General features: G+C 37.7%; 23 protein-coding genes, 2 tRNA genes, 3 rRNA genes and 1 pseudogene. 8 read left to right on the plus strand and 21 right to left on the minus strand.

Features of this window, described 5'->3' with window-relative positions:
- Window positions 1-7: 7 nt before the first annotated feature.
- On the minus strand, window positions 8-649 hold the full coding sequence (gene pyrE / locus MTZ49_RS00980; RefSeq protein WP_264746568.1) for an orotate phosphoribosyltransferase: 642 nt from the start codon (window positions 647-649) through the stop codon (window positions 8-10).
- A 396-nt stretch (window positions 650-1045) separates the two neighbouring features.
- On the opposite strand from pyrE, the gene MTZ49_RS00985 reads away from it, so the two are divergent.
- Both MTZ49_RS00985 and pabB read left to right on the plus strand, forming a co-directional pair.
- Window positions 1046-1825 (plus strand): exodeoxyribonuclease III, encoded by a 780-nt coding sequence (locus tag MTZ49_RS00985; RefSeq protein ID WP_264746569.1) that lies wholly within the window; start codon window positions 1046-1048, stop codon window positions 1823-1825.
- 9 nt (window positions 1826-1834) lie between these two features.
- Entirely contained in the window at window positions 1835-3541 is a 1707-nt protein-coding gene (gene pabB / locus MTZ49_RS00990; protein ID WP_264746570.1) for an aminodeoxychorismate synthase component I, read from the plus strand.
- Here pabB and MTZ49_RS00995 read toward each other — a convergent pair.
- The 6 genes and pseudogenes from MTZ49_RS00995 to MTZ49_RS01020 form a co-directional block, all read right to left on the minus strand.
- The gene (locus tag MTZ49_RS00995; RefSeq protein ID WP_264746571.1) at window positions 3533-4087 is read right to left on the minus strand and encodes a GNAT family N-acetyltransferase; all 555 of its coding nucleotides are present in this window, start codon (window positions 4085-4087) and stop codon (window positions 3533-3535) included. The genes pabB and MTZ49_RS00995 overlap by 9 nt on opposite strands.
- 103 nt (window positions 4088-4190) lie before the next feature.
- Window positions 4191-4928 carry a carbonic anhydrase gene (locus MTZ49_RS01000; RefSeq protein WP_264746572.1) on the minus strand — a complete coding sequence of 246 codons (738 nt, stop codon included), beginning with the start codon at window positions 4926-4928 and terminating at the stop codon, window positions 4191-4193.
- Between the two features lie 150 nt (window positions 4929-5078).
- A complete protein-coding gene (locus MTZ49_RS01005) occupies window positions 5079-5828 on the minus strand; it encodes an anaerobic ribonucleoside-triphosphate reductase activating protein (RefSeq protein ID WP_264746573.1) in 750 nt (249 codons plus the stop codon).
- 28 nt (window positions 5829-5856) lie between these two features.
- Window positions 5857-8079: pseudogene (locus MTZ49_RS01010) on the minus strand (ribonucleoside triphosphate reductase).
- A 246-nt stretch (window positions 8080-8325) separates the two neighbouring features.
- Complete coding sequence (locus MTZ49_RS01015; RefSeq protein ID WP_264746574.1) at window positions 8326-8745, minus strand: cupin domain-containing protein; 420 nt, start codon at window positions 8743-8745, stop codon at window positions 8326-8328.
- Window positions 8746-8833: 88 nt separating this feature from the next.
- Entirely contained in the window at window positions 8834-9346 is a 513-nt protein-coding gene (locus tag MTZ49_RS01020) for a GlcG/HbpS family heme-binding protein (protein WP_264746575.1), read from the minus strand.
- Between the two features lie 234 nt (window positions 9347-9580).
- On the opposite strand from MTZ49_RS01020, the gene MTZ49_RS01025 reads away from it, so the two are divergent.
- Together MTZ49_RS01025 and MTZ49_RS01030 are read left to right on the plus strand one after the other, a co-directional pair.
- On the plus strand, window positions 9581-9745 hold the full coding sequence (locus MTZ49_RS01025; RefSeq protein ID WP_264747802.1) for a nicotinamide mononucleotide transporter family protein: 165 nt from the start codon (window positions 9581-9583) through the stop codon (window positions 9743-9745).
- 297 nt (window positions 9746-10042) lie between these two features.
- The gene (locus tag MTZ49_RS01030) at window positions 10043-10336 is read left to right on the plus strand and encodes a hypothetical protein (RefSeq protein ID WP_264746576.1); all 294 of its coding nucleotides are present in this window, start codon (window positions 10043-10045) and stop codon (window positions 10334-10336) included.
- Window positions 10337-10488: 152 nt separating this feature from the next.
- Here the strand turns inward: MTZ49_RS01030 and rrf are convergent.
- The 14 genes from rrf to MTZ49_RS01100 all read right to left on the minus strand — a co-directional run bounded on the left by rrf (window position 10489) and on the right by MTZ49_RS01100 (window position 23008).
- Window positions 10489-10604, minus strand: a 5S ribosomal RNA gene (gene rrf, locus MTZ49_RS01035).
- A gap of 182 nt (window positions 10605-10786) precedes the next feature.
- Window positions 10787-13692, minus strand: a 23S ribosomal RNA gene (locus MTZ49_RS01040).
- Between the two features lie 245 nt (window positions 13693-13937).
- A tRNA-Ala gene (locus MTZ49_RS01045) sits at window positions 13938-14013 on the minus strand.
- 7 nt (window positions 14014-14020) lie between these two features.
- Window positions 14021-14097 (minus strand) — tRNA-Ile (locus MTZ49_RS01050).
- Window positions 14098-14190: 93 nt separating this feature from the next.
- Window positions 14191-15716, minus strand: a 16S ribosomal RNA gene (locus MTZ49_RS01055).
- Together the 16S, 23S and 5S rRNA genes with 2 tRNA genes alongside form the textbook arrangement of a ribosomal RNA operon.
- A 298-nt stretch (window positions 15717-16014) precedes the next feature.
- The gene (ispH, locus tag MTZ49_RS01060; RefSeq protein ID WP_264746577.1) at window positions 16015-16959 is read right to left on the minus strand and encodes a 4-hydroxy-3-methylbut-2-enyl diphosphate reductase; all 945 of its coding nucleotides are present in this window, start codon (window positions 16957-16959) and stop codon (window positions 16015-16017) included.
- 19 nt (window positions 16960-16978) lie between these two features.
- On the minus strand, window positions 16979-18370 hold the full coding sequence (gene dnaB, locus MTZ49_RS01065) for a replicative DNA helicase (RefSeq protein WP_264746578.1): 1392 nt from the start codon (window positions 18368-18370) through the stop codon (window positions 16979-16981).
- A 101-nt stretch (window positions 18371-18471) separates the two neighbouring features.
- Window positions 18472-18921 (minus strand): 50S ribosomal protein L9, encoded by a 450-nt coding sequence (rplI, locus tag MTZ49_RS01070; RefSeq protein ID WP_201093781.1) that lies wholly within the window; start codon window positions 18919-18921, stop codon window positions 18472-18474.
- Window positions 18922-19029: 108 nt separating this feature from the next.
- Window positions 19030-19260: a 30S ribosomal protein S18 gene (rpsR, locus tag MTZ49_RS01075; RefSeq protein ID WP_201093780.1), complete on the minus strand. Its 231-nt coding sequence runs from the start codon at window positions 19258-19260 to the stop codon at window positions 19030-19032.
- Window positions 19261-19288: 28 nt separating this feature from the next.
- Window positions 19289-19723 (minus strand): 30S ribosomal protein S6, encoded by a 435-nt coding sequence (gene rpsF, locus MTZ49_RS01080; RefSeq protein WP_264746579.1) that lies wholly within the window; start codon window positions 19721-19723, stop codon window positions 19289-19291.
- A gap of 186 nt (window positions 19724-19909) precedes the next feature.
- Window positions 19910-21097 carry a Na+/H+ antiporter NhaA gene (gene nhaA, locus MTZ49_RS01085; RefSeq protein WP_264746580.1) on the minus strand — a complete coding sequence of 396 codons (1188 nt, stop codon included), beginning with the start codon at window positions 21095-21097 and terminating at the stop codon, window positions 19910-19912.
- A 180-nt stretch (window positions 21098-21277) separates the two neighbouring features.
- Window positions 21278-21496: a translation initiation factor IF-1 gene (gene infA / locus MTZ49_RS01090; protein WP_053101714.1), complete on the minus strand. Its 219-nt coding sequence runs from the start codon at window positions 21494-21496 to the stop codon at window positions 21278-21280.
- Between the two features lie 124 nt (window positions 21497-21620).
- Window positions 21621-21965, minus strand: a complete 345-nt coding sequence (locus tag MTZ49_RS01095; protein ID WP_264747803.1) for a HopJ type III effector protein — start codon at window positions 21963-21965, stop codon at window positions 21621-21623.
- A gap of 8 nt (window positions 21966-21973) precedes the next feature.
- The gene (locus MTZ49_RS01100) at window positions 21974-23008 is read right to left on the minus strand and encodes an AGE family epimerase/isomerase (RefSeq protein WP_264746581.1); all 1035 of its coding nucleotides are present in this window, start codon (window positions 23006-23008) and stop codon (window positions 21974-21976) included.
- A gap of 127 nt (window positions 23009-23135) precedes the next feature.
- On the opposite strand from MTZ49_RS01100, the gene MTZ49_RS01105 reads away from it, so the two are divergent.
- The 4 genes from MTZ49_RS01105 to htpG all read left to right on the plus strand — a co-directional run bounded on the left by MTZ49_RS01105 (window position 23136) and on the right by htpG (window position 26788).
- Entirely contained in the window at window positions 23136-23828 is a 693-nt protein-coding gene (locus MTZ49_RS01105) for a helix-turn-helix transcriptional regulator (protein ID WP_264746582.1), read from the plus strand.
- Between the two features lie 76 nt (window positions 23829-23904).
- A complete protein-coding gene (locus tag MTZ49_RS01110) occupies window positions 23905-24267 on the plus strand; it encodes a VOC family protein (protein WP_264746583.1) in 363 nt (120 codons plus the stop codon).
- 12 nt (window positions 24268-24279) lie between these two features.
- Window positions 24280-24666 (plus strand): VOC family protein, encoded by a 387-nt coding sequence (locus MTZ49_RS01115; RefSeq protein WP_264746584.1) that lies wholly within the window; start codon window positions 24280-24282, stop codon window positions 24664-24666.
- A 217-nt stretch (window positions 24667-24883) separates the two neighbouring features.
- Entirely contained in the window at window positions 24884-26788 is a 1905-nt protein-coding gene (htpG, locus tag MTZ49_RS01120; protein WP_264746585.1) for a molecular chaperone HtpG, read from the plus strand.
- Window positions 26789-26840 lie beyond the last annotated feature (52 nt).

Raw genomic sequence — 26840 nt, forward strand, 5'->3', positions numbered from 1 at the left:
TTATAAATCATACACCATATTCTTCACGGTATTTTTTAACTGATGGCAAATACTCTTTAAGTGTCTTATCTTCACTTAAATATTCTAAAATCATATCTAAAGTAACAATACTTAAAACAGGCATTCTAAAATCATTTTCAATTTCTTGAATAGCTGATAACTCACCTTTACCGCGCTCTTGGCGGTCTAAAGCAATAATAACACCTGCTGTAATCGCTTTTTCAGCTTTAACAATCTGCATTACTTCACGAATGGCTGTGCCTGCTGTCATTACATCATCGATGATTAATACATCACCCTTTAGAGGAGCGCCAACTAATACACCACCCTCACCATGATCTTTTGCTTCTTTACGATTAAAACACCAAGGATAATCTTGCTCATAATCTTCAGCTAACGAAATAGCTGTAGCTATTGCTAATGGTACGCCTTTATAGGCTGGGCCAAATAACACATCAAACTCTAAACCACTTTCTACAATAGCCGCTGCATAGAACTGCCCCAAACGAGAAATAGCTAAACCACTATTAAACAATCCTGCATTAAAAAAATAAGGACTAACTCGACCTGATTTTAAAGTAAACTCGCCAAACTTTAATACTCCTTGTTCTATAGCAAATTGAATAAAATCCCGCTGATAATCTTGCATGCTTCACCCGATAATAAAACCAATAATGACAAAAAATTTGTGCTATTTTAACGATAATTACAGTGATCGTCTTCGTTAATTCACAAAACTTGCCAACAATCAAATAAAAACCCTGTTAATCTTTTGTTTTCTTTGCAATTTACTCATATAAAGCATAAAATACGCGCCCTAGATGGATACTCATTGATACCCCCCAGCTATCGAGAAACATCTTTTGCTGTAAGATTTAAGCAATTGGTTTATTTTTTTAGATATCTTTTCTTTATTTCATATAACGATTGTACAACCTAATTTGCCCTAGAGCATAAATTAGGTTTATTTTGATGAATTTACCTAAAAAAATATACCTAACTAGAGTATTATACGCATTAGTTTTTGAAGAGGTTATTTTATATTATGCGAGTTGTTAGTGTTAATGTTAACGGTATTAGAGCTGCTACCGAACTAGGCTTATTTGACTGGCTCAGAGAGCAAGCTGCAGATGTTATTTGTTTGCAAGACACTCGTATAACTAACAGAGAGATGGAAGCGCCTGAGTTTCAATTAGAAGGTTTTAACCTATTCAGTTGTGATTCTTTTGAACCAGAAAAAGGTGGTGTTGCTATCTACTCTCGCTTGCAACCCAAAGCCGTGATTTTTGGTTTAGGTTTTCCAGAAGCCGATCATTTCGGTCGTTACTTACAATTAGATTTTGATAAAGTGAGTATTTCTTCTTTACTACTTCCTTTTGGACGTGAAAGTGAAGAACAACTTGACGAAAAATTCTCTTTTATGGAGAACTTTACAGAACACCTTATTAAACAAAGACGTAAACGTCGCGAATACATTTATTGTGCTTCTCTTTATATTGCTTATCAAAAATTGGATGTTAAAAACTGGCGTGATTGCCAATCACTACCAGGTTTCTTAACTGATGAACGCATTTGGTTAGATGATATCTTTGCAGACCTAGGCTATGTTGACGCAATGAGAGAACTTACTCGCGAAACAGATTTATTTAGTTGGTGGCCAGATAGTGAACAAGCTGAAGCCCTCAACTTTGGCTGGCGTTTCGACTACCAACTACTAACGCCTGGCTTACGTCGTATTGTTAGAAACTTTAACTTATCTCGTCAACCTCGTTTTTCACAACATGCGCCTTTAACAATAGATTATAACTGGACGCTTGAAATATAGGTTTTACTGTTGATTCATTTGCAGTTCGATTTTAATGGCAAAAGCTTAAACTTTTGCCATCCTCTACAAATTATTCAAACTCATCAACTTGATCAAGTTATTAGCTGTTTTCATCAGCTACAAACAGCTATTAAGCAAGGTTACTATATAGCGGGTTATGTCTCTTATGAGGCTGCCTCTGCATTTACTCCTTATTTAATGACTCATCCTAAAGGTGATATGCCTTTATTGTGGTTTGGAGTGTTCGAGAAACCTATTGAAAAAGCTCAACTCTTTACTCAATGTGCACTAACAACACCTAATTGGCGCATAGATACCTCTCGTAGCCATTATCAACAAGCTATTCAAACTATCCATAATGAAATTGGTAATGGCAATGTTTATCAAGTTAACTATACAGTTCGTTTAAACACAACTTTTAGCCCTACTGAAAGTTATGCTTACTATCAAAGAATTCACCATGCTCAACAAGCTAACTATAGCGCTTATTTAGATATGGGAGAATTTCAGCTGTTATCAGCCTCTCCAGAACTTTTCTTTCATTGGCATCAAGGTATTATTACCACCAAGCCTATGAAAGGAACGATTGCTAGAGGAAAAACAGTAACAGAAGATAAATTACAAACAGAAACCTTAGCTAATTCTGCTAAAGATCAAGCTGAAAATTTAATGATTGTAGATTTACTACGTAATGATCTAAGTAAAATAGCCCATTTAAACTCTATAGCCGTACCACAATTATTTACTATTGAGAAATACCCTACTGTGCTACAAATGACTTCCACCATTACAGCACAAACAAAACCTAATACTACGTTACTTGATATATTTAAAGCACTATTTCCTTGTGGTTCAATCACAGGGGCGCCTAAAACCAGTGCAATGGATGTTATCAAACAATTAGAAACTACTGCTAGAGAAGCTTATTGTGGGGCAATAGGTTTTGTAACACCAGACAATGAGGCCACTTTTAATGTAGCTATCCGTACTATAAAAGTAGATACCAACAAAAAAATTGCTAGTTATGGTGTGGGTGGAGGAATTACTTGGGACTCCACTGAAGGAAATGAATACCAAGAAGTGCTCACTAAAGCAAAAGTATTAACCACTCAACATATTCCTAAACAATTATTAGAAAGTTTATTATTAGTAGATGGTAAATACCTCTTACTTTCACTGCATTTAAAGCGTTTAAAAGATTCAGCTAGTTACTTTAATTTTTCTTTTAGCTATCAACAGATAAAGCATCGTTTACAACAACTAGCCACACAATACGCTGATGGACAATATAAAGTACGACTATTATTAAATAATAACGGTCAAATTGATTGTGAAGCAGCCACTATCCACTTAGACCCTACTCCTCTACAAGCAAGTTGGTCAGATACTATTATGAATAGTCAAAATATTTTGCTTTATCATAAAACCACCAGTAGAGATTTTTTCCCAAAAGTGAAACCAGAATATGAATTTTTAATGACCAATGAAAAAGACGAAGTAACAGAGTTTGTTAATGGTAATCTGGTTATTCTAAGTAACGGAAAATGGCTAACTCCACCTGTTAGTAGTGGTTTATTAGCTGGCACTCTCAGACAATGGTTACTTAATAAAAAATATATATCTGAACAAATACTCTATAAAAAAGATATTCAACAAGCAGAACAAATACTCTTTATTAACAGTGTACGTGGTTCTAGAAAAGTAATCCTAAACTAAACTTTGCCATTTAGCTTTTGATAAACGATATAAGCAATGTCTGAGTAATGGCGAATCTGCTGGTAAAGCAGGATGATCAAATTCCTCCGAAAACTCAAACCCTAATTTTTTCATTACAGTTTGAGAGCGTTGATTTTGTAAGGTAGTAAAAGACACTATCTCATCTAGAGCTAACTCTTCAAAACCAAATTTCAATGCAGCTTGTGCTGCTTCTGGTGCATAACCATTCCCCCAATATTTAGAAGCTAGTCGCCAAGCCACTTCTACACAAGGTGAAAAAGGTAATTTTGCGCTAGGTTTATGTAGCCCAACAAAACCTATAAACTCACCAGTAGCTTTCAATTCAACAGCCCAAATTCCCCAGCCTTGTTCTTCAATAAGGCTACGACATTTATTAGCCATAGCATCACTTGCTACTTTATCTAATGTACTTGGGAAATATTCCATTACTTTTGGGTCTGCACTTAACTGGCTAAAAAATGGCTCATAATCTTTATCTTGCCATTGGCGTAATTTTAACCGTTTGGAAGTAAGCTCAATTAGCATTCTATATCCTTAATTTTTTGTTATTTATGGTAAGACTATCACTAACTTATCTTAACTGGCAAGAAGAGGTGTTCCTTTTTAGAAACACCTCTAAGAAGTACAACTAATCCTCATCTACCTCACGATCATTAATGAGTTGAACAGGTCTATTATTATGGTGTCCCATTAATTTTTCAAACTGCTGAACTTGTTCCTTAGACACTTCTACAGAATGTTTCAACACTACCCAATTCACCCCTTCAGTACAAGGTGGCGTAGTTAAAGAACCTTCAAAATGATAATAGCTTTTTTCTTCAGGTAAAAAGTTATTAATATCAAAAGGATCTTTAATAGCCACTACGTGATTCTGTTGTTGTGAAACTACTTGCCATGCTTTTGCTAACTCTAGATTATTTTTACCTTCTTCAGCCATAACAGCTAACACTAATAAATTACCCTCTTTATCTGCATGTACAAAGTGAACTTCTAAAGGAAAGGACTTACCCTGTATTAAATTTTCGCTGGGTGTATGAAAGTGAAACTGTTTTAAGTAGTATTTATTATCTTTATAAATTAAATAGTCATCATCACTCTTAATTATTACCTGCACCGTATGACCATTATTCACTACTTCTTCTGAAGTCAACGCATAATGGAAACTAAGGTCATGGTGATGTACTTTTTTTGATTGGGTAATATTGATGGGAGACTGATGTTTTCCTATCTTACAAGTTGTAAAATCAACAGATAAATCCCCCCAATGCTCTGGAGAAACTTTTCCTTCATATCCCCATTGTTCATTAGCTAATACAGAACCAGTAGCAAGTAAAGAAACCAATATTAAATGCAAACCTATCTTCATGATTATTTCCTTGGTAAAAAATATTTTGTGAAATATTAGAAAAAATAGGTATTATTTTGTTCAGGTAAAAAATAATAACAATTAAGTGTAGTTAAGCAATTATTCAGAATATTTATTTATACATTAAAATTACTTATTAATTTTAATACGTTATGCTTCTCTTAATATAAAGCTAGGAAATAAACTAGCCAAATAATCCCACAGTTGTTGTTTTTCTAAAGGGGGAGGTGTTACAGGTAATTCAGCATCTAACATTTGCTTATGTCGTGCTACCTGTACTACAAATTTCTCAACACCTACTGTTCGTAACTTATTAGCTAAGCGTTCTAACTTCTCTACTGTTAATAAATGCCAATGAACAGTGGTACGCACTTCATAGTGAGTACCACTCTCCAATAAATACTCTAAACTTAACCAGTTTGCCTCTCCACTTCCTTGCACACAAGTAATTTGCTGATGATCTTCAGGCAAAGCTTTAATATCAAAACCTACCCAGTCAACTTTATTTACCACCTGCTCAAACAGTTTTGGTTTAATCCCTGCACTATGTAGTCCTACTAAATAGCCCATTGCCTTTACTTGTTCAATACATTGTAACAAACCTCGTTGTAATGTAGGTTCTCCCCCACTAAAAACAACACCCTCTAATAATCCTTTGCGTTTTTCTAAAAAACTTATAATTTCTTGCCAAGCTAATTCATCATTCGTTCTTGGCGGTATAAGATCACCATTATGGCAATAGCGACAACGCCAAGCACAACCCTGACAAAAAACAACACAAGCTAAATGATCTGGATAATCTAATGTCGTCAGTGGCACAAAGCCACCAACATGCAGAGTAGGATATAACTCAATGGGAGTAGTAGAGTTGGCTATTGAGGGATGAGTTAAAGCGCTCATTATTACTCCCACGAGTTAATTCTGTTAATTATTGATGACAACTTTTACCAGCAGCACACTCAGTGAAGTGTTGACGCTCGCTATGTTCAGATTGTTTACCTAGATTAAACGCGCTCACAGGACGATGATAACCCATCACTCGAGTCCATACTTCACAACGTTGTCTTTGTTCTACTGGTAATTGCTCTTTAGTCATATAATACCTCTCTAAAATTAAGTTTACTGCTTAGCAGCTACTACAAGTCTTAGCTGCTTGCGCACTTTGTTGCTGTAATAAGGCTTCATCACATTTTGGACAATATTCATGCTCACCTGCCAGATATCCATGTACTGGGCAAATGGAGAAAGTAGGTGTAACTGTTAAATAAGGTAATCTAAATTTAGTTAATGCATTACGAACTAACTTTTTACAAGCCTCTGCTGAAGAAACTTGCTCAGCCATATATAAATGCAATACTGTTCCACCTGTATATTTAGTCTGTAAATCATCTTGCATTTCTAATGCATAGAAAGGATCATCAGTAATTCCCACAGGCAACTGCGAAGAGTTTGTATAATAAGGTGCTTCTGCTGTACCTGCTTGTAAAATATCTGGGAAACGTTTCTTATCCTCTTTAGCAAAGCGATAAGTAGTTCCTTCAGCAGGTGTTGCTTCAAGATTATATAAATGGGTAGTTTGCTCTTGAAACTCCACTAATTTAGCTCGAACATGATCTAAAAACTCAACAGCAAACTTATGACCTTGTTCTGTATGAACACCCTCTGCATCATCTGTAAAATTACGAATCATCTCATGGATACCATTTACTCCAATAGTTGAGAAATGATTACGTAAAGTACCTAAATAGCGTTTAGTGTAAGGATACAGACCATTATCCATATGACGCTGAATAACTTTGCGTTTTACTTCTAAACTATCACGAGATAACTCTAATAATTCATCTAAACGCTGATAAAGTGCTTGCTTATTACCTTTATATAGGTGACCTAAACGCGCACAGTTTAGAGTTACAACGCCTAGTGATCCTGTTTGTTCAGCAGAACCAAACAAACCATTACCACGCTTTAATAACTCACGCACATCTAATTGTAAACGGCAACACATAGACCGTACCAAGTTGGGTGCCAAATCAGAATTTAAAAAGTTTTGGAAATAAGGTAAACCATAACGAGCTGTCATCTCAAACAAACGGGTAGCATTTTCACTTTCCCAAGGAAAATCATGAGTAATATTGTAAGTAGGAATAGGGAAAGTAAAGATTCGACCATAGGCATCACCTGCTTGCATAACCTCAATGTAAGCGCGGTTAATCATATCCATTTCTACTTGCAATTCACCATAAGTGAACGGCATTTCTTCACCGCCAATCACAGGTACTTGCTCACGTAAATCTTCTGGACATACCCAATCAAACGTTAAATTAGTAAAAGGGGTTTGCGTACCCCAACGAGAAGGTACATTTAAATTATAAATAAACTCTTGAATAGATTGACGAACCTTATCATAACTTAAATTATCCTTACGAATAAAAGCAGCTAAATAAGTATCAAACGAACTAAAAGCTTGAGCACCTGCCCATTCATTCTGTAAGGTTCCCAAAAAATTAACCATCTGCCCTAAAGCACTAGATAAATGTTTTGGCGGAGCTGCTTCTACACGACCAGGCACCCCATTAAAACCTTCAAATAACAAAGTACGTAATGACCAACCAGCACAATAACCTGCTAACATATCCAAATCATGAATATGTAAATCACCTACCCTATGAGCTTCACCAATTTCTGGGGCATAAACCTCATCTAACCAATAATTAGCCGTAATCTTCCCAGACACATTTAAAATCAATCCACCTAATGAATAACCTTGATTAGCATTTGCTCTTACTCGCCAATCCTCCTGATTAAGGTACTCATTCATTGAAGCGGACACATCAATCACTGTTTTATGATCTTGTCTTAAACGATTATGTTGCTCACGATAAACAATATAAGCACGCATTGTATTGAAATAACCTTCTTCCATTAATGTGCGCTCTACATAATCTTGTACAGATTCAATATTTAATAAATCATTCCCTGCAATATTTCCTAATACTTTTACAGTTAACTGATTAGCTTTTGACTCATCAAAGTCACCTGTTACCTTACCTGCTTTTGCTATAGCATTTTCTATTTTCTTAGCATCAAAAATGGCAATATGACCATCACGTTTACGGATATTACTAGGAAGTCTGAGCTGCTGATCATTCATGGGAAAACTCTACATATAGTGACATTTAATATAACAAACACAACATATAGTAATACAGAACGTTCTAATAAAACTTGATGTACATCACAAACAATATTAATGAGAATAATTCTTAAGTATAATAAAATAAATTTTTTGAATAAATAAGCCGATATTCTGCATTCTTTTTGTTATTTTTCTTATAAATTTTAGCTTTCTTGTACTAAGGATTAGTAAAACTTTTTACCAACCCTTAGTAAGAAAATATCACTGTTCAGCAATAACATCTAAAAATATCAGCGGCTCTTTACCTGTATTGACTAACTCATGTGATTCCCCTTTGCGTACAATGGTTATATCACCAGCTTTAACAGCATATTGTTTACCATCTGTATCTTTAAAAGTACCCTCACCAGATATAATAATATACGCATCCTCATTTAATTCATGTTTATGTAATCCTATAGAATCCCCAGGTTGTAATGTCATCCAACCAATTTCTTTAATGGCATGATCTTTCAACGCAGCATCACGTTTAAATGCAAAATTACCATATAATTTGCCTTTACCACCTGCTACTGAATCTCTATCAAAAGTAATTAATTCTTCTTTTGGATAATATTCAGCTAAAACCATTGTTGATAACAATCCCACAACTAACCCTAATACCAATCTTTTAATTAACATAATTAAACTCCCAATATAAAATAGTACTTTATAATCATTTACCCAAAATACTTCATGATTAAATTGATAAAAAAATAGATACCTAATTTTACTTAACCATCACAGCAGCACCTGCTTGCGCCACAGTCATATCTTCAGCCACACTGCCACCACTAACGCCAATAGCACCAACAATTAAACCATCCTTATTCTTTATTAACTCACCACCACCAAAAATAGCCATACCACCATTGGTAGCTTCTATTCCATAAAGCTCATTGCCAGGTTGTGCTAATTTACTTAACTCATAAGTCGACATATTAAGAGAACGTGCTGTTTTAGCCTTTTTAATGGCAATATCAATACTAGCTAGGAATGCCCCATCCATACGTACAAAAGCCTTTAAATTTCCACCTGCATCCACAATAGCAATATTCATTAAAAGCTTATTATCAACTGCCTTTTTTACCGCTGCCGCCATTACCTGCTCAGCTTGTGCCTGAGTAATATCATTAGGTAAATAAAACTTAGAAGCATCCTGTTCAGCGCAGACATAGCCTCCCCATGAATATAATATGCATAACAAAATAGACTGCAAAACTGATATTAATTTTTTCCTCATTTTACTATCCCCTAATTAGTAAATATCCGTTTATTAGCATAATACTTTCAAAAATAATAAAACTGATAAAAAACAATAAAACAAAACTAACACTTATCTTAATTAATATTTACCTTAAACTAAATCAAACAATTATAGCTTTTGACTTAACAACTAATTTAGAATAGATAAATTGAGAAAAATCTTTCCCTTTATATAAAAACGATAAACTTTCTCTTTGATATCAACGCAGTGATGTTAACAGTGCTTAATTATCATTTAAGTTACGCTAAATTTTTAGGTACATTATTTGGTTTACTTACTGTTATCCTTGTTGCTCGGGCTAATATCTGGACTTGGCCTACAGGAATTATCAATGAACTATTCTTTCAAGTACAACTCTATGCCAAATGGAAGTAATAGATATTCTTAACAGTGAATATAAAGTGTATGATAGGAAAAGTTATCCACTCGAAATCAACTTATACTCAAAAACAGATCACAAATCTTCTAGCAATGCTCTAATAAAAATAGAATCCATCCCCAATAACCTTTCTAAAAATAATGAAGTATTTCAATTACTCATTGGATATCTAAAACTTCACAAAATACCCTTTAATAAAATTAAAAATACTAATTTGGATTACTTATTATTAAGAGTTATTATGGAGTAATCATACACATTAATATTTGTTTAGGATCTAATAGAGAGAGATTATGCTACAAGTAACAACTACTAGCTCCCACCAAAATGAAGGAATTTTTCCAACTTTCCCAAAAGGAACAAGAGTTACCATTAAAGAGTCCTGCGAAGAGTTTGTTGACTGGTATCTGTGTGAAATAGATGGATATACTACCTACATATCTAAATACCTCCTTGAGGATAATGAATTAGTAATAGATTACAATCCAACAGAATTAGATATTAACAAAAATGAAAACTTAGAGGTAATCTCAATCTATGGTGCTTGGCTATATGCTAAAGATATCAAGAACCAACATTATGGTTGAATCCCAGCCGCTAAGGTAAGAAGTTACTGTAATCTAATATAGTATTTTTAATGACTTTAACCAGCCATCTAATATTTTCTATTTATTATTAAATTTATCTGTAAATAAAAAAGCCCCATCATATAAGTTTATGATGGGGCTTTTGTTTAGGAGCTTGAGGATGACCTACTCTCACATGGGGAGACCCCACACTACCATTGGCGATACGTCGTTTCACTACTGAGTTCGAGAAGGATTCAGGTGGTTCCAACGCTCTATTTTCCTCAAGCAATTCTTTATGGTGAGAAGGTTCTTGGTTATCTTACCCCATCACCCAAATCAGATATGCTTTTGTATGCTGTAAAGATTAATCATTATTTCAGTCTAGTCTACGCTTTGGCAAACGAACTCATTTGCTCACTTTCGACTTTTGCTTGTCTTTCTTTGGTTAACTAAATAACTTGGGGTTATATAGTCAAGCCTCTCGGGCAATTAGTATTGGTTAGCTCAACGTATCACTACGCTTACACACCCAACCTATCAACGTTGTAGTCTTCAACGGCCCTTTAGGGGGATTAAATCCCCAGTGAGATCTCATCTTGAGGCAAGTTTCCCGCTTAGATGCTTTCAGCGGTTATCTCTTCCGAACATAGCTACCCGGCAATGCCACTGGCGTGACAACCGGAACACCAGAGGTTCGTCCACTCCGGTCCTCTCGTACTAGGAGCAGCCCCTCTCAAATCTCAAACGTCCACGGCAGATAGGGACCGAACTGTCTCACGACGTTCTAAACCCAGCTCGCGTACCACTTTAAATGGCGAACAGCCATACCCTTGGGACCGGCTTCAGCCCCAGGATGTGATGAGCCGACATCGAGGTGCCAAACACCGCCGTCGATATGAACTCTTGGGCGGTATCAGCCTGTTATCCCCGGAGTACCTTTTATCCGTTGAGCGATGGCCCTTCCATACAGAACCACCGGATCACTAAGACCTACTTTCGTACCTGCTCGACTTGTCTGTCTCGCAGTCAAGCGCGCTTTTGCCTTTATACTCTTAGCGTGATTTCCGACCACGCCGAGCGCACCTTCGTACTCCTCCGTTACTCTTTAGGAGGAGACCGCCCCAGTCAAACTGCCCACCATACACTGTCCTCAACCCGGATAACGGGTCAGAGTTAGAACCTCAAACATGTCAGGGTGGTATTTCAAGGTTGGCTCCATTAGAACTAGCGTCCTAACTTCAAAGCCTCCCACCTATCCTACACAAACAGGTTCAAAGTCCAGTGCAAAGCTACAGTAAAGGTTCACGGGGTCTTTCCGTCTAGCCGCGGATACACTGCATCTTCACAGCGATTTCAATTTCACTGAGTCTCGGGTGGAGACAGCGCCGCCATCATTACGCCATTCGTGCAGGTCGGAACTTACCCGACAAGGAATTTCGCTACCTTAGGACCGTTATAGTTACGGCCGCCGTTTACCGGGGCTTCGATCAAGAGCTTCGCCTAAGCTAACCCCATCAATTAACCTTCCGGCACCGGGCAGGCGTCACACCCTATACGTCCACTTTCGTGTTTGCAGAGTGCTGTGTTTTTAATAAACAGTTGCAGCGGCCTGGTATCTTCGACTGGCTTCAGCTCCATTCGCGAGGAACTTCACTTACCACCAGCGCACCTTCTCCCGAAGTTACGGTGCCATTTTGCCTAGTTCCTTCACCCGAGTTCTCTCAAGCGCCTTGGTATTCTCTACCTGACCACCTGTGTCGGTTTGGGGTACGGTTCCTAATAACATAAGTTTAGAAGCTTTTCTTGGAAGCATGGCATCAATCACTTTCCATTTAAGATAAATGAATCGTCATCAGTTCTCAGTAATAATCTCCCGGATTTGCCTAAGAGATCTACCTACAGCCTTTCAAGTGGACAACCAACGCCACTCTGATTTAGCCTACTCCGTCCCTCCATCACTGTTATTAGAAGTATAGGAATATTAACCTATTTCCCATCGACTACGCTTTTCAGCCTCGCCTTAGGGGCCGACTAACCCTGCTTCGATTAACGTATCGCAGGAAACCTTGGTCTTTCGGCGTGGATGTTTTTCACACCCATTGTCGTTACTCATGTCAGCATTCGCACTTGTGATACCTCCAGCCAACTTCTCAATTGACCTTCACAGGCGTACACAACGCTCCTCTACCGCTCACGTAAAACGTGAACCCGTAGCTTCGGTATTTGGTTTGAGCCCCGTTACATCTTCCGCGCAGGCCGACTCGACTAGTGAGCTATTACGCTTTCTTTAAAGGATGGCTGCTTCTAAGCCAACCTCCTAGCTGTCTATGCCTTCCCACATCGTTTCCCACTTAACCAAAATTTTGGGACCTTAGCTGACGGTCTGGGTTGTTTCCCTTTTCACGACGGACGTTAGCACCCGCCGTGTGTCTCCCATGCTAGAACTTTCTGGTATTCGGAGTTTGCATCGGGTTGGTAAGTCGGGATGACCCCCTAGCCGAAACAGTGCTCTACCCCCAGAAGTTATACATGAGGCGCTACCTAAATAGCTTTCGAGGAGAACCAGCTATCTCCAAGCTTGATTAGCCTTTCACTCCGATCCACAGGTCATCCGCTAACTTTTCAACGGTAGTCGGTTCGGTCCTCCAGTCAGTGTTACCTAACCTTCAACCTGCCCATGGATAGATCGCTTGGTTTCGGGTCTATACACAGCAACTAGGCGCCCTATTAAGACTCGCTTTCGCTACGCCTCCCCTATTCGGTTAAGCTTGCTACTGTATATAAGTCGCTGACCCATTATACAAAAGGTACGCAGTCACGGAACAAGTCCGCTCCCACTGCTTGTACGCATACGGTTTCAGGTTCTATTTCACTCCCCTACTCGGGGTTCTTTTCGCCTTTCCCTCACGGTACTGGTTCACTATCGGTCAGTCAGTAGTATTTAGCCTTGGAGGATGGTCCCCCCGTCTTCAGTCAAGGTTTCTCGTGCCCCGACCTACTTTTTGTGTACTTAGATCCACATGCGTATTTTCGTGTACGGGATTATCACCCTCTATGATTGGCTTTCCCATGACCATTCCACTAATACATATGCTTCTGAACACTGGCTGCACCCCGTTCGCTCGCCACTACTTGGGGTATCTCGGTTGATTTCTTTTCCTCAGGGTACTTAGATGTTTCAGTTCCCCTGGTTCGCTTCTCAGTACCTATGTATTCAGTACTGGATAACTGAGGTTCTCTCAGTTGGGTTTCCCCATTCAGACATTTACGGATCAATGCTTTGTACCCAGCTCCCCGTAACTTTTCGCAGGTATCACGTCTTTCATCGCCTCTGACTGCCAAGGCATCCACCGTATGCGCTTATTCACTTGACTATATAACCCTAAATTATCTAGTAATCTAAAGCTACACAACCAAAGAATCGACATTTGTTTCGCCGAAAATTTGCGCTTGAGTTCGCAATATTTTCACCTCAGCATTAGTAATTAGACCAGTAATTACTAATTAATCTTTACTTCTTTGCATATCTAATTTGTTAAAGAACAGTCTAACTTTAAAAGTTAGAAGGTAATTCTCTTTGCTTAAAAGAATTAGCTTCTAGCTTCTTTTGATTATTATCTGGTGGAGCCAAGGAGGATCGAACTCCTGACCTCCTGCGTGCAAGGCAGGCGCTCTCCCAGCTGAGCTATGGCCCCATTTAATTGGTGGGTCTGGTAGGACTTGAACCTACGACCCCACGCTTATCAAGCGTGTGCTCTAACCAGCTGAGCTACAGACCCTAATCTGTTAACTTTTTAGGCATCCGCCCAATTCGTTCTTTGCAATTATAAATCAAGTAATTCGTGTGGGTACTTGTAGTACCAGCTTTCGTTTAAGGAGGTGATCCAGCCGCAGGTTCCCCTACGGCTACCTTGTTACGACTTCACCCCAGTCATGAATCACTCCGTGGTAACCGGCCTCACGAGGTTAGCCTAGCTACTTCTGGAGCAACCCACTCCCATGGTGTGACGGGCGGTGTGTACAAGGCCCGGGAACGTATTCACCGCGACATTCTGATTCGCGATTACTAGCGATTCCGACTTCATGAAGTCGAGTTGCAGACTTCAATCCGGACTACGATTGGTTTTCTGAGATTAGCTCCGCTTCACAGCTTGGCAACCCTCTGTACCAACCATTGTAGCACGTGTGTAGCCCTGGCCGTAAGGGCCATGATGACTTGACGTCATCCCCACCTTCCTCCGGTTTGTCACCGGCAGTCTCCTTAAAGTGCCCACCTTTACGTGCTGGTAACTAAGGATAAGGGTTGCGCTCGTTACGGGACTTAACCCAACATCTCACGACACGAGCTGACGACAGCCATGCAGCACCTGTGTTCCGATTCCCGAAGGCACTCCCACATCTCTGTAGGATTCCGGACATGTCAAGGCCAGGTAAGGTTCTTCGCGTTGCGTCGAATTAAACCACATGCTCCACCGCTTGTGCGGGCCCCCGTCAATTCATTTGAGTTTTAATCTTGCGACCGTACTCCCCAGGCGGTCAACTTATTGCGTTAGCTGCGCCACTAAAACCTCAAGGGTCCCAACGGCTAGTTGACATCGTTTACAGCGTGGACTACCAGGGTATCTAATCCTGTTTGCTCCCCACGCTTTCGCACCTCAGTGTCAGTATCAGTCCAGTTAGTCGCCTTCGCCACTGGTGTTCCTTCCTATATCTACGCATTTCACCGCTACACAGGAAATTCCACTAACCTCTACTGTACTCTAGTCAGTCAGTTTTGGATGCAGTTCCCAGGTTGAGCCCGGGGATTTCACATCCAACTTGACAAACCACCTACGCGCGCTTTACGCCCAGTTATTCCGATTAACGCTTGCACCCTTCGTATTACCGCGGCTGCTGGCACGAAGTTAGCCGGTGCTTATTCTGTTGGTAACGTCAAAGGTGAGTCGTTACTTCACCCCTTCCTCCCAACTTAAAGTGCTTTACAATCCGAAGACCTTCTTCACACACGCGGCATGGCTGGATCAGGGTTTCCCCCATTGTCCAATATTCCCCACTGCTGCCTCCCGTAGGAGTCTGGGCCGTGTCTCAGTCCCAGTGTGGCTGATCATCCTCTCAGACCAGCTACAGATCGTCGCCTTGGTGGGCCTTTACCCCACCAACTAGCTAATCTGATCTAGGCTCATCCAATAGCGGTACAATAAAGCACCTTTCCCCCGTAGGGCGTATGCGGTATTAGCGCGAGTTTCCCCGCGTTGTCCCCCACTACTGGGCAGATTCCTAGACTTTACTCACCCGTCCGCCGCTCGTCAGCATCCCGAAAGACCTGTTACCGCCCGACTTGCATGTGTTAGGCCTGCCGCCAGCGTTCAATCTGAGCCATGATCAAACTCTTCAGTTTAAAATCTTTTGAACCATAAGGTTCTAAAACGGCTCAGTAATCTAAAAACTCAATCTATGACGAGTTGTTTATATTACTGATATTTCTTACCAGTACTACAAACACCCACACGATTTACTTGATTTATATTGTTAAAGAACAGTGATAGTTTGGTAACCAACTTTTTGCTTACTGCCTATCGAGGACGCGCATTATACGCGATCAACAAAACCCGTCAACTACTTTTTTAAACTATTTTTAATTAAATTAATAAACCCTGTATTTACAGGACATATAAGAAGAGTAATTTTATAAATAGTTATAGTTCTTTTATTCTAAGCTCTTTTGGCATAGAGAAAGTAATATTTTCTAACTGTCCATCCAGTTCTATTAGATTGGTAGCCCCCCAGCTCTGTAGCTGTTGAATCACCTCTTGAACTAGTACTTCTGGAGCCGATGCACCTGCAGTAATACCAATATTATTGACACCATCAAACCATTGTTGCTTTAGATCTTGTACACCATCTATTAGGTAAGCTTTAGTTCCCATACGTTCTGCCAACTCACGTAAACGGTTTGAATTAGAACTATTTGGACTTCCTACTACGAGCACTAAGTCACATTCAGCAGCTAATGTTTTTACTGCATCTTGGCGATTTTGGGTGGCATAACATATATCATTTTTACGAGGCCCTTGAATTTCAGAGAATTTTTCTCGTAATGCATCAATGACTTTAGCTGTATCATCCATAGATAAAGTCGTTTGAGTGACATAGGCCAAAGCAGAAGGATTATGAACTTGTAGTTGCTGTACATCTTGTTCATTTTCCACAAGGTATATAGAACCACCTTGACTAGAGTCATACTGCCCCATGGTACCCTCTACCTCTGGATGCCCTGCGTGACCTATAAGAATACACTCTTGACCTTTTTGACTATAACGTACCACTTCCATATGTACTTTTGTTACTAGAGGACAAGTAGCATCAAAAACTTTTAACCCTCTATTTTCTGCTTCTTTTCTAACCGCTTTGGAAACACCATGAGCACTAAAGATAACAATATTATCGTCTGGAACTTGATCTAGCTCTTCTACAAATACTGCACCACGACTCTTTAAGTTTTCTACTACAAATTTGTTATGTACTACTTCATGACGGACATAGATAGGAGGTTCAAAAAGATCAAGTGCACGATTAACAATTTCAATCGCTCTATCTACACCAGCACAAAAACCACGGGGATTGGCCAATTTGATTTGCATAATACATACTGCCTATATTTTATTCATCATCAAAATCGTACATACCAGCTGCTAAATTTTCAAAGCGGGTATATTTACCTAAAAACGCAAGTCTTACTGTACCAATAGGGCCATTACGTTGTTTACCAATAATAATTTCAGCCACGCCCTTATATTCTGTTTCTGGATGATAGACTTCATCACGATAGATAAACATAATAACGTCAGCATCCTGTTCGATTGCTCCAGATTCACGTAAGTCGGCATTTACAGGTCGTTTATTAGGTCGACTTTCAAGTGAACGGTTTAACTGGGATAAAGCAATAACTGGACAGTTAAATTCTTTTGCTAAGGCTTTTAAAGAACGTGAAATTTCAGAAATTTCATTGGTTCTATTCTCGCTACCACCATTACCTAGCTGCATTAATTGCAGGTAGTCAACCATAATCAAGCCTATTTCACCATGCTCACGTGCTAAGCGACGGGTTCTTGAACGCATTTCTGAAGGACTAATACCCGCCGTATCATCAATAAATAATTTACATTCATTAAGTAGATTTATTGCTGATGTTAAACGAGGCCAATCATCTTCATCTAAACGACCCGTTCTAATTTTACCTTGTTCAATATGGCCTAATGAGGAAAGCATTCTCATGGCTAATGATTCAGCAGGCATTTCTAAAGAGTAAACTAGAACAGCTTTATCTGTTCTTAAAGCAGCATTTTCTATAAGGTTCATGGCGAAGGAGGTTTTACCCATTGAGGGACGACCTGCCACAATAATAAGATCTGCTGCTTGTAGACCATTGGTTTTTTTGTCTAGATCAGCAAAGCCTGTTGAGATACCTGTTAACGCATTATTGGAGTTAAATAATTCATCTATACGATCAATGGTCTTAGCAAGAATATTGTTAATAACTTCAGGGCCACCTGTTTTAGGTCGACCTTCGGCAATTTGGAAGATCATTCGTTCAGCATCGTCAAGTATTTCATCACCTGTACGGCCTTTAGGAACATAGGCACTATCCGCAATATCATTACTTACACTAATAAGCTGTCTTAAAGTAGCTCTCTCCCTAACAATTTGTGCATAAGCTCTAATGTTAGCTACTGATGGAATATTACGAGCTAGCTCTGCTAAATAGGTTAAACCACCTACTTGTTCTAACACGCCTTCTTTATCCAGCTGTTCAGATAAAGTAACTACGTCAAAGGGTTGATTGCGTTCGGCTAGTTTAGCAATTGCTCTAAAAATTAAGCGATGATCATGACGGTAAAAGTCATTATCTGAAACAACATCTTCAACACGATCCCATGTGTTGTTTTCTAACATTATTCCACCTAACACAGCTTGTTCAGCCTCAATAGAATGAGGAGGTACTTTTAAAGCTGCTATTTCTAGATCATGTTGTTCAGGTGTTATATTTGCCATCTGCGCCTACTTTTAAACCATCAAAAAATAAAAAGCACGTTAACGTAAAAACGTTAACGTGCCTATTATATTTTATACTGACTATAAATAAGTAGTATAAATTAGCCAGCTACAACAATTAATTTGATAGTAGCATCTACATCAGAGTGTAGGTGTAAATCAATGCTGTATTCACCAACATTACGGATAGTACCGTTAGGTAAACGTACTTCGCTCTTATGAACTTCGATACCTGCATTATTAGTTAAAACTTCAGCAATATCATGAGTACCAATAGAACCAAATAACTTACCTTCATCACCTGCATTTGCTGTGATAGAAATTTCAAGCTCATTTAACTTAGCAGCACGCGCTTGTGCAGCAGCTAATTTATCAGCAGCTTGTTTTTCAAGCTCAGCACGACGCTCTTCGAATACTTTAATATTCTCTGGCGTAGCCATTGTTGCCTTACCTTGTGGAAGTAAGTAGTTACGGCCATAACCAGATTTTACATTAACCTTGTCACCTAAGTTACCAAGATTTTCAACTTTATCTAATAGGATGACTTCCATTTAAGTCTTACCTCGTCATTTCAATCTTTTCTAGTCTTTAGTTAAAGTAAAATCAACTTTAATCAAAAACTATCATTAATAGCTAATATAAACTTATAGGGTTAAATATTAACGATCGTGGCCATCAGTATAAGGTAATAAAGCTAAGTAACGAGCACGCTTAATTGCTGTTGCTAATTGACGTTGGTATTTAGCTTTAGTTCCTGTAATACGACTAGGAACAATTTTACCTGTTTCAGTAATGTATGCTTTTAATGTATTTAAATCTTTGTAATCGATCTCTTGCACACCTTCAGCAGTGAAGCGGCAGAACTTACGACGACGGAAAAAACGTGCCATAATAGTGGCTCCTCATTTAATCTGGGAATTACTCTTCGTCAGAAGCGTCAACTTCTTCTAACATATCATCATCTTCTTCAATGTCATCTTGATCTTCAAGAATCACATCATCACGACGACGATCGCCACGAGAGTTGCGGTTTTCTTCAGCTTTAACAATATCAGATTGTTCAGTAATTGCTTCATCGCGACGGATGATTAAATTACGAATAACCGCATCGTTATAACGGAAATTGTCTTCAATTTCTGCTAATGCTTTAGCACCACATTCAACATTTAATAACACGTAGTGTGCTTTATGAACATTGTTGATAGAGTAAGCTAATTGGCGACGGCCCCAGTCTTCATGGCGATGAACTTTACCACCATCTTCTTCAATAATTTTTTTATAGCGATCAACCATACCAGGTACTTGTTCACTTTGGTCTGGATGCACTAAAAATACGATTTCGTAATGACGCATAGCTGCTCCTTACGGGTTAATAGCCTGTACTTGTAATCAGCAAGTATCAAGCAAGGAGTTAATTTTCAGTTTTACATGCCCACAATAGAGCAAGGGGCGGGATTATACTAAAATTTACTAAACACAACAACTATAAATTTAACCTACCTAAATTAAGAAGTATATTAAGGAAAATACTCTATCAAATTATGATGATTTGGCTTTCTTTTTAAGTGCTCTATACATTACACAATAACCAATGACAGCAGATAAAAAAGAACCTATCAAAATACCCACTCTATCAATGCCTACATACTCATTATTAGCTGGAAAAGACAAACCACCAATAAAGAGGCTCATGGTAAAACCTATACCGCAAAGTATGCAGACTCCAAAGAGCAGAGACCAATCAGAACCTTTAGGGAGTTTAGCAAAACCTAATTTTACTATTATCCATGTAAAACTAAAAATACCAATGGTTTTACCCAATAAAAGCCCCAGTACTATGCCTAATGTAACCGTACTTAATAAATGATCTTGGGTGACATGAGCAAAAGAAACTCCAGCATTAACAAAGGCAAATAGAGGCAAAATAACATAAGAAACCCAAGGGCTTAATGCATGCTCCAACTTAATAAGTGGTGGATGAATATGCTCCGCTTTAGTCATTCTAAGTTTTAAAGGAATAGTAAAGGCTAAGGCAACCCCTGCAATAGTGGCATGTATACCGCTTTTTAATACACAAACCCATAAAATAAAGCCAATAATTAAATAAAGACCTATACTTCTAACTTTCAGCAAGTTCAAAGTAATCAATACAATTAAACAAATCCCTGCCAGCCCTAATGCTCCTAGTGATACATCACCAGAATAAAATAATGCAATAACAAGAATAGCCCCAAGATCATCTATAATAGCTAAGGTCATCAAAAATAATTTTAAAGGGACTGGCACCGTTTTGCCCAATAATGCCAAAATGCCTAAAGAAAAAGCAATATCAGTTGCCATTGGGATAGCCCAACCACTATGAGCTTGTGGGTCACTTTGATTAAATACCCAATAAATAATAGCAGGAACAATCATCCCGCCAAAGGCTGCAACCGTTGGCAAAATCACTTGTGAAACTTTGGAGAGTTGACCTTGTAATGCTTCCCTTTTTACTTCTAAACCAATGAGTAAAAAGAAGATAGCCATTAGCCCATCATTAATCCATAACAACAATGGCTTATCAATCACTAACTTATCAACTGCCAACATAACAGGTATATTTAAAAAATTATTGTACCAATCACTAAGCAAACTATTACTAGCTATTAATGCTAAAATGGTAGCTATAATCAATAAGATACCTGATGCCGCTTCCAATCTAAAAAAACGAATAAGCAATTGTTTCATAATAGATTATTAATTATCCTTTAATGATTTATTATTGGTATATATTAGCCATATAAAGGTCTATTATCATCTAGCAAGGATAATTATAACAAGCAAAAAAATGTTAATAGTAGAAAGCTAAGGTAGCAAAGAAACCACCTTACCATAAAATGTAAATCGACTATAAGATTTGTTTAAAAACTAACGCGCTCGGTAGGTGATACGACCTTTTGAAAGATCATAAGGTGTTAACTCAACACGAACTTTATCACCTGTCAAAATACGAATATAATTTTTACGCATTTTTCCTGAAATATGTGCAGTCACAACATGACCATTTTCTAACTCTACACGAAACATGGTGTTAGGAAGTGTATCAACAATAGTTCCTTCCATTTCAAAGCTGTCTTCTTTAGACATGCAATAAAACCTCAACTTTTTAAAATAAATAAAATAAAAACCCTAAGTACAACTTGGGCGGTCGCATTCTACCCAAAAAAGACAAGCTATTCCATAAAAAGCAATAAAAAATGCTATTTTTTTATTATTTATTCAGCTTAACTAATGGAAATCTTTCAAAAACCACTGCTTTTAGGCCATTTTCTTGCAACGAACGAATATTTTGATGATCACTGCCATCAGGGTTAGCTAACACACTCTGATAATGCTCAGCAAAAGCTAATAACGCTTCTTGATCTGTAAATCCCTCCAAAATAGCTAAAGCTAATACTTTGCATGAGCCTTCATTTTGCCCTTGATTATTTTCTACATTCCCATTTTTAAATACTGTAGGCTGAAAGCGGTAATTCTCCTCAATAAAAGCTAATGTATCAGCAAATTGATGGTTAGGATTTTGTAGTTGTTGACGGAAATCGGTAATTTGCATAATTCCTCCCTTTATAGTTTCTCATTTATATTCAAAATATCAACAAAGCTCTCGGCTATATGATAACCCGTTGTTGATTTAACAGTTTGAACTAGCTCTTTGGTTAAATACTCTCGAGGTAAACCTCGTTGATCAAAAAATAACTCAATAAATGTATTAAGTTCTTCAACAGGTATTTGTTGTTCTATAAAAGTTTTTGCCCTTAAATATTCTAAATTTGGCCAAATACGTATTTGTTGGGTATCTAATGGATGAAATTGTGCATCCATTTCATTTAATACCAAGCCTTGTTCAGAAAAACGGGTATGAGTTAGAGCAGTAGCATATAGTTTATTACTATTAGTAAATGACTCACCTCCCTGTTGACTTACTCGCCATATTAAGGAAATCCATTCGAACCAATGCCCTGCCTCATAACTTAATACCTGACCTGATAACATTACCTTTTCAGCCAATAATTGCTTGTCTTTTTGCCAGAACCGCTCTGCTATTAATTGCTCTAACCTCAAAATAGCTGGCTGCATATAAACAGCATCGGCTTGATAATAAGCAAAAGTTAATGCCTCAAACAAATGCATCGCTGAATTTTGCTCTAAGCAGTCTGACTCAGATAAAGGTTTAAAAATAGCCAAATCTTGAAACTTGTGTTCAACTAAACTAAAAGTTTCAGCTAAAGCTATAGCATATAACGGGTTATTGGTAACTTTATAAAGATAACTCTGCGCTAAAATCACAAAAGCATAACTATATAAATTAGCTTCTTGATTATTATTTAGTTGCTGCAACCATTTATCAGTTTTTAAATAATTTGTTTCTGTCTTAACATATAACTGTTCAGCAATACGAATATTATTATCCTTCGATAATTCAGCCGTTTTAATAAGAAAAATAATAGTACGCATTTGGCAGAGTAAACGTACATTTTCCTCCATTGGTTTATTCAAATACTCGCCAACCAAATCATACTCTGCTAATTGGCTAATGACCAACTGCTGGTAATGAGTCAATAACGACACCATACTTTGCTTTGTGGAACTTATGTCCATAACCAACAATACCTTAATTATCAAAATAATTTATAGCCTGATATCTTACAGAAAAACAAATTATTCTTCTAATCTTGTTCAGATTTAGATAACGTATATTACCTTTATTGATTCAACAAGTATTATTATGACTCGTTCACAACGTCTATTAGAACTACTGCAAATACTTCATAAATACCGCCATCCTGTGGCTGGCAAAGTACTTGCTTCACAATTAAGTATTAGTTTACGGACGCTTTACCGAGATATAGCCACCCTTCAACAGCAAGGTGCCATTATTACCAGCGAGGTAGGCAAAGGTTATCAATTACAACAGGGGTTTACTTTACCACCTCTTATGTTTACTCAGGAAGAAGTAGAAGCACTACTTATAGGGAGTCGCTGGGTTGTTAGTCAAACTGATAGCCAGTTAGCAAATGCCGCTCAACAGGCAATAACTAAAATTTGCACAATACTCCCCAAACCTTTACAGGAAACATTAAACACCTCATTGTTAATTGGCTATCCTAAATTAACAGAGCCTTATGACGAACAACTGATTGCTTTGCGCAAAGCCATTAACCAAAACTTAAAAGTCACCATTGAATACACCAATGTTAATCAAGAAAACTCTCAACGTACTATATGGCCCTTTGCTATTGGTTTCTTTCATCATACCCTTGTTATTTGTGGATGGTGTGAGTTAAGAGAAGAGTTTCGTCACTTTCGTATAGATCGTATTTTTTCACTAATATTATTAGATGAACAGTTTCCAAGAAAACGTGAAGATTTATTAACTGCTTGGCACTATTTCCAACAAATTCCTAAACCTCTTTTTTAATACTACTGACAAAAACTGACACTCCTCCCTATTAGAATACTCCTTACATATTTATATCACCAACAAGGAGTTTTCTATGCAACCCAATCAAACCATCTTATATGTTGAAGATATCAACGCAACCGTTGCACTATATAGCGATATTTTCAAATGCCAGCCTATTGAGAACCATCCTGATTACGCTTGCTTTCAATTAGAATCAGGTTATTTGCTTGCCTTTTGGAGTATTCAAGAAGTACAACCAAAAGCGACAGGCATTAACAATGCCCATGAATTAATTTTTCAGTTACCCTCTCATCAAGCTGTAGACCAATGCTTTAAGGAGTGGCAAAGTAAACTTAAGATAGTACAAGAGCCTACTAATCTTTGTTTTGGCTATGCCTTTATGGCGCTTGATAATAATCAAAATAGACTTCGTGTCTATGCCAATAATGATTAAAGGTAATGAACAATGCTTCTATTTAAACCCAATAGTATAATTCTGTATGTTTCAGATATTCAATTAAGCACTCAGTTCTATACAAATATACTGGGACAACAACCAATAGAAGCATACAAAGAGTTTAGTGTATTTACTCTGAATGAAAATATTATCTTAGGTCTACAAACAAAAGAAGGTATTGATCCAGAACCAACTAAGCACTTTGGTGGTTTTGAAATTTGTCTGAGTGATGTTACCAAACAGCAAGTCGATACGATCTATAAGCAATGGCAAGCATTACATATCCCCATTCTTTTAGAACCCACTCAACTTGAGTTTGGCTATACTTTTGTGGCATTAGATCCAGATGGTCACAGGTTACGTGTCTGTGCTACTGACACAACTAATATTCAATAATCTGCTAATTAGGTAATACATTTACTGTATAGCTATTTCTATGCAATTTTAGACGAGGCGAATGACTGAAGACAGTACAACTAGTACGGCAAAGTCATTCAACGACGTATAAAAATGTAGTGCAATAGCTATATTGCCTAATTACCCTTGAAAAATGAACAACTAATCCCCATTTTGTTATTCATATTCTGAATTAACAATAGTGGAGATTTTTTAGATGAGTGTAGAAACACAAAAAGAAACGTTAGGTTTCCAAACAGAAGTAAAACAACTATTAAACTTAATGATTCATTCTCTTTACTCGAATAAAGAGATTTTCTTACGTGAACTTATTTCTAACGCATCTGATGCTAGCGACAAATTACGTTTTGAGGCTATTGCTAAACCTGAACTATTAGAAAAAGATGCGTCACTACGTATTCGTATTAGTTTTGATAAAGATGCCAAAACAATCACTCTAGATGATAATGGCATAGGTATGAGTCGCGAAGATGTTATTGCTAATCTAGGTACCATTGCAAAATCGGGTACAGCCGATTTCCTTAAAAACCTATCTGGTGATCAAAAGAAAGATTCAAAACTTATTGGTCAATTTGGTGTAGGTTTCTATAGTGCTTTTATCGTAGCAGACCAAGTCGATGTGTATAGCCGTCGTGCTGGTTTAAATGCTGATGAAGGTGTGCACTGGTCATCTAAAGGTGAAGGTGAGTTTGATATAGCAAATATCACTAAAGAAGATCGTGGCACACGCATTGTATTACATCTAAAAAATGATGATTTAGAGTTTGCTGATGGCTGGCGATTACGCAATATTATTAAAAAATACTCAGATCATATTGATTTACCTATTGAACTACCAAAACAACAACTTGATCAAGAAGAAGATAAAAAAGATGAAATTGAGTGGGAAGTAGTCAACCGTGCAAGCGCACTATGGACTCGCCCACGTACAGAAGTTACTGAAGAAGATTATCAAGAGTTCTATAAACATATTAGCCATGATTTTGAAAATCCACTGGCATGGAGCCACAACAAAGTTGAAGGTAAACTAGAATATACTTCACTACTTTATATCCCTTCACGTGCTCCTTTTGATCTTTATCAACGTGATATGACACATGGTTTAAAACTTTATGTGAACCGTGTATTTATTATGGATCAAGCAGATGAATTTTTACCACTTTACCTTCGTTTTGTGAAAGGTATTGTCGACTCGAATGATTTATCTTTAAACGTATCAAGAGAAATTCTACAAAAAGATCCTATTATTGATAACATGAAATCAGCACTCACCAAACGTGTGCTTGATATGTTAGAAAAATTAGCCAAAAATGAAGCAGAAAAATACACAACTTTCTGGAAAGCCTTTGGTCAAGTATTAAAAGAAGGTCCAGCAGAAGATTATGCTAATCGTGAGAAAATTGCTGGTTTATTGCGCTTCACTTCAACCCATGAAAATAGCACAGAACAAAAAGTATCACTCGCTAACTACCTATCTCGTGCTAAATCTGATCAAGATAAAATCTATTATTTAACAGGTGAAAGCTATGCACAAATTCAAAATAGCCCTCACTTAGAAATATTCCGTAAAAAGGGTATAGAAGTACTTCTATTAACTGATCGTATTGACGAATGGTTAATGAATTATTTACCTGAATTTGAAGGTAAACAATTTGTAGATATTGCTCGTGGTGATTTAGACTTAGGTAAACTAGACTCTGAAGAAGATAAGCAACATCAAGAAAAAATAGCTAAAGAAAAAGAAGCACTTGTAGAGCGTATTAAAAAAGCACTAAATGACCAAGTTAGTGAAGTAAGAATCTCTCATCGCCTAACTGAATCTCCAGCTATTTTAGCCATTGGTGACCAAGACTTAGGTTTACAAATGCGTCAAATATTGCAAGCCACAGGCCAAGCCATACCAGAATCAAAACCTATTTTTGAAATTAATCCTGAGCATCCTTTGGTACAAAAATTAGACCAAGAAGCAGATGAAGATCGTTTTAATGATCTAACCCATGTACTATTCGATCAAGCCGCATTAGCTGCTGGCAATAATTTAAAAGACCCAGCTAGCTATGTAAAGCGATTAAACAAATTGCTAATCGAACTGTCCAATTAATATACCTAGAATAAGGCTCTTCAAGAGCCTTATTTTTTGCCCCTATTATTTA

Source organism: Entomomonas sp. E2T0 (assembly GCF_025985425.1).
Lineage (GTDB): Bacteria > Pseudomonadota > Gammaproteobacteria > Pseudomonadales > Pseudomonadaceae > Entomomonas.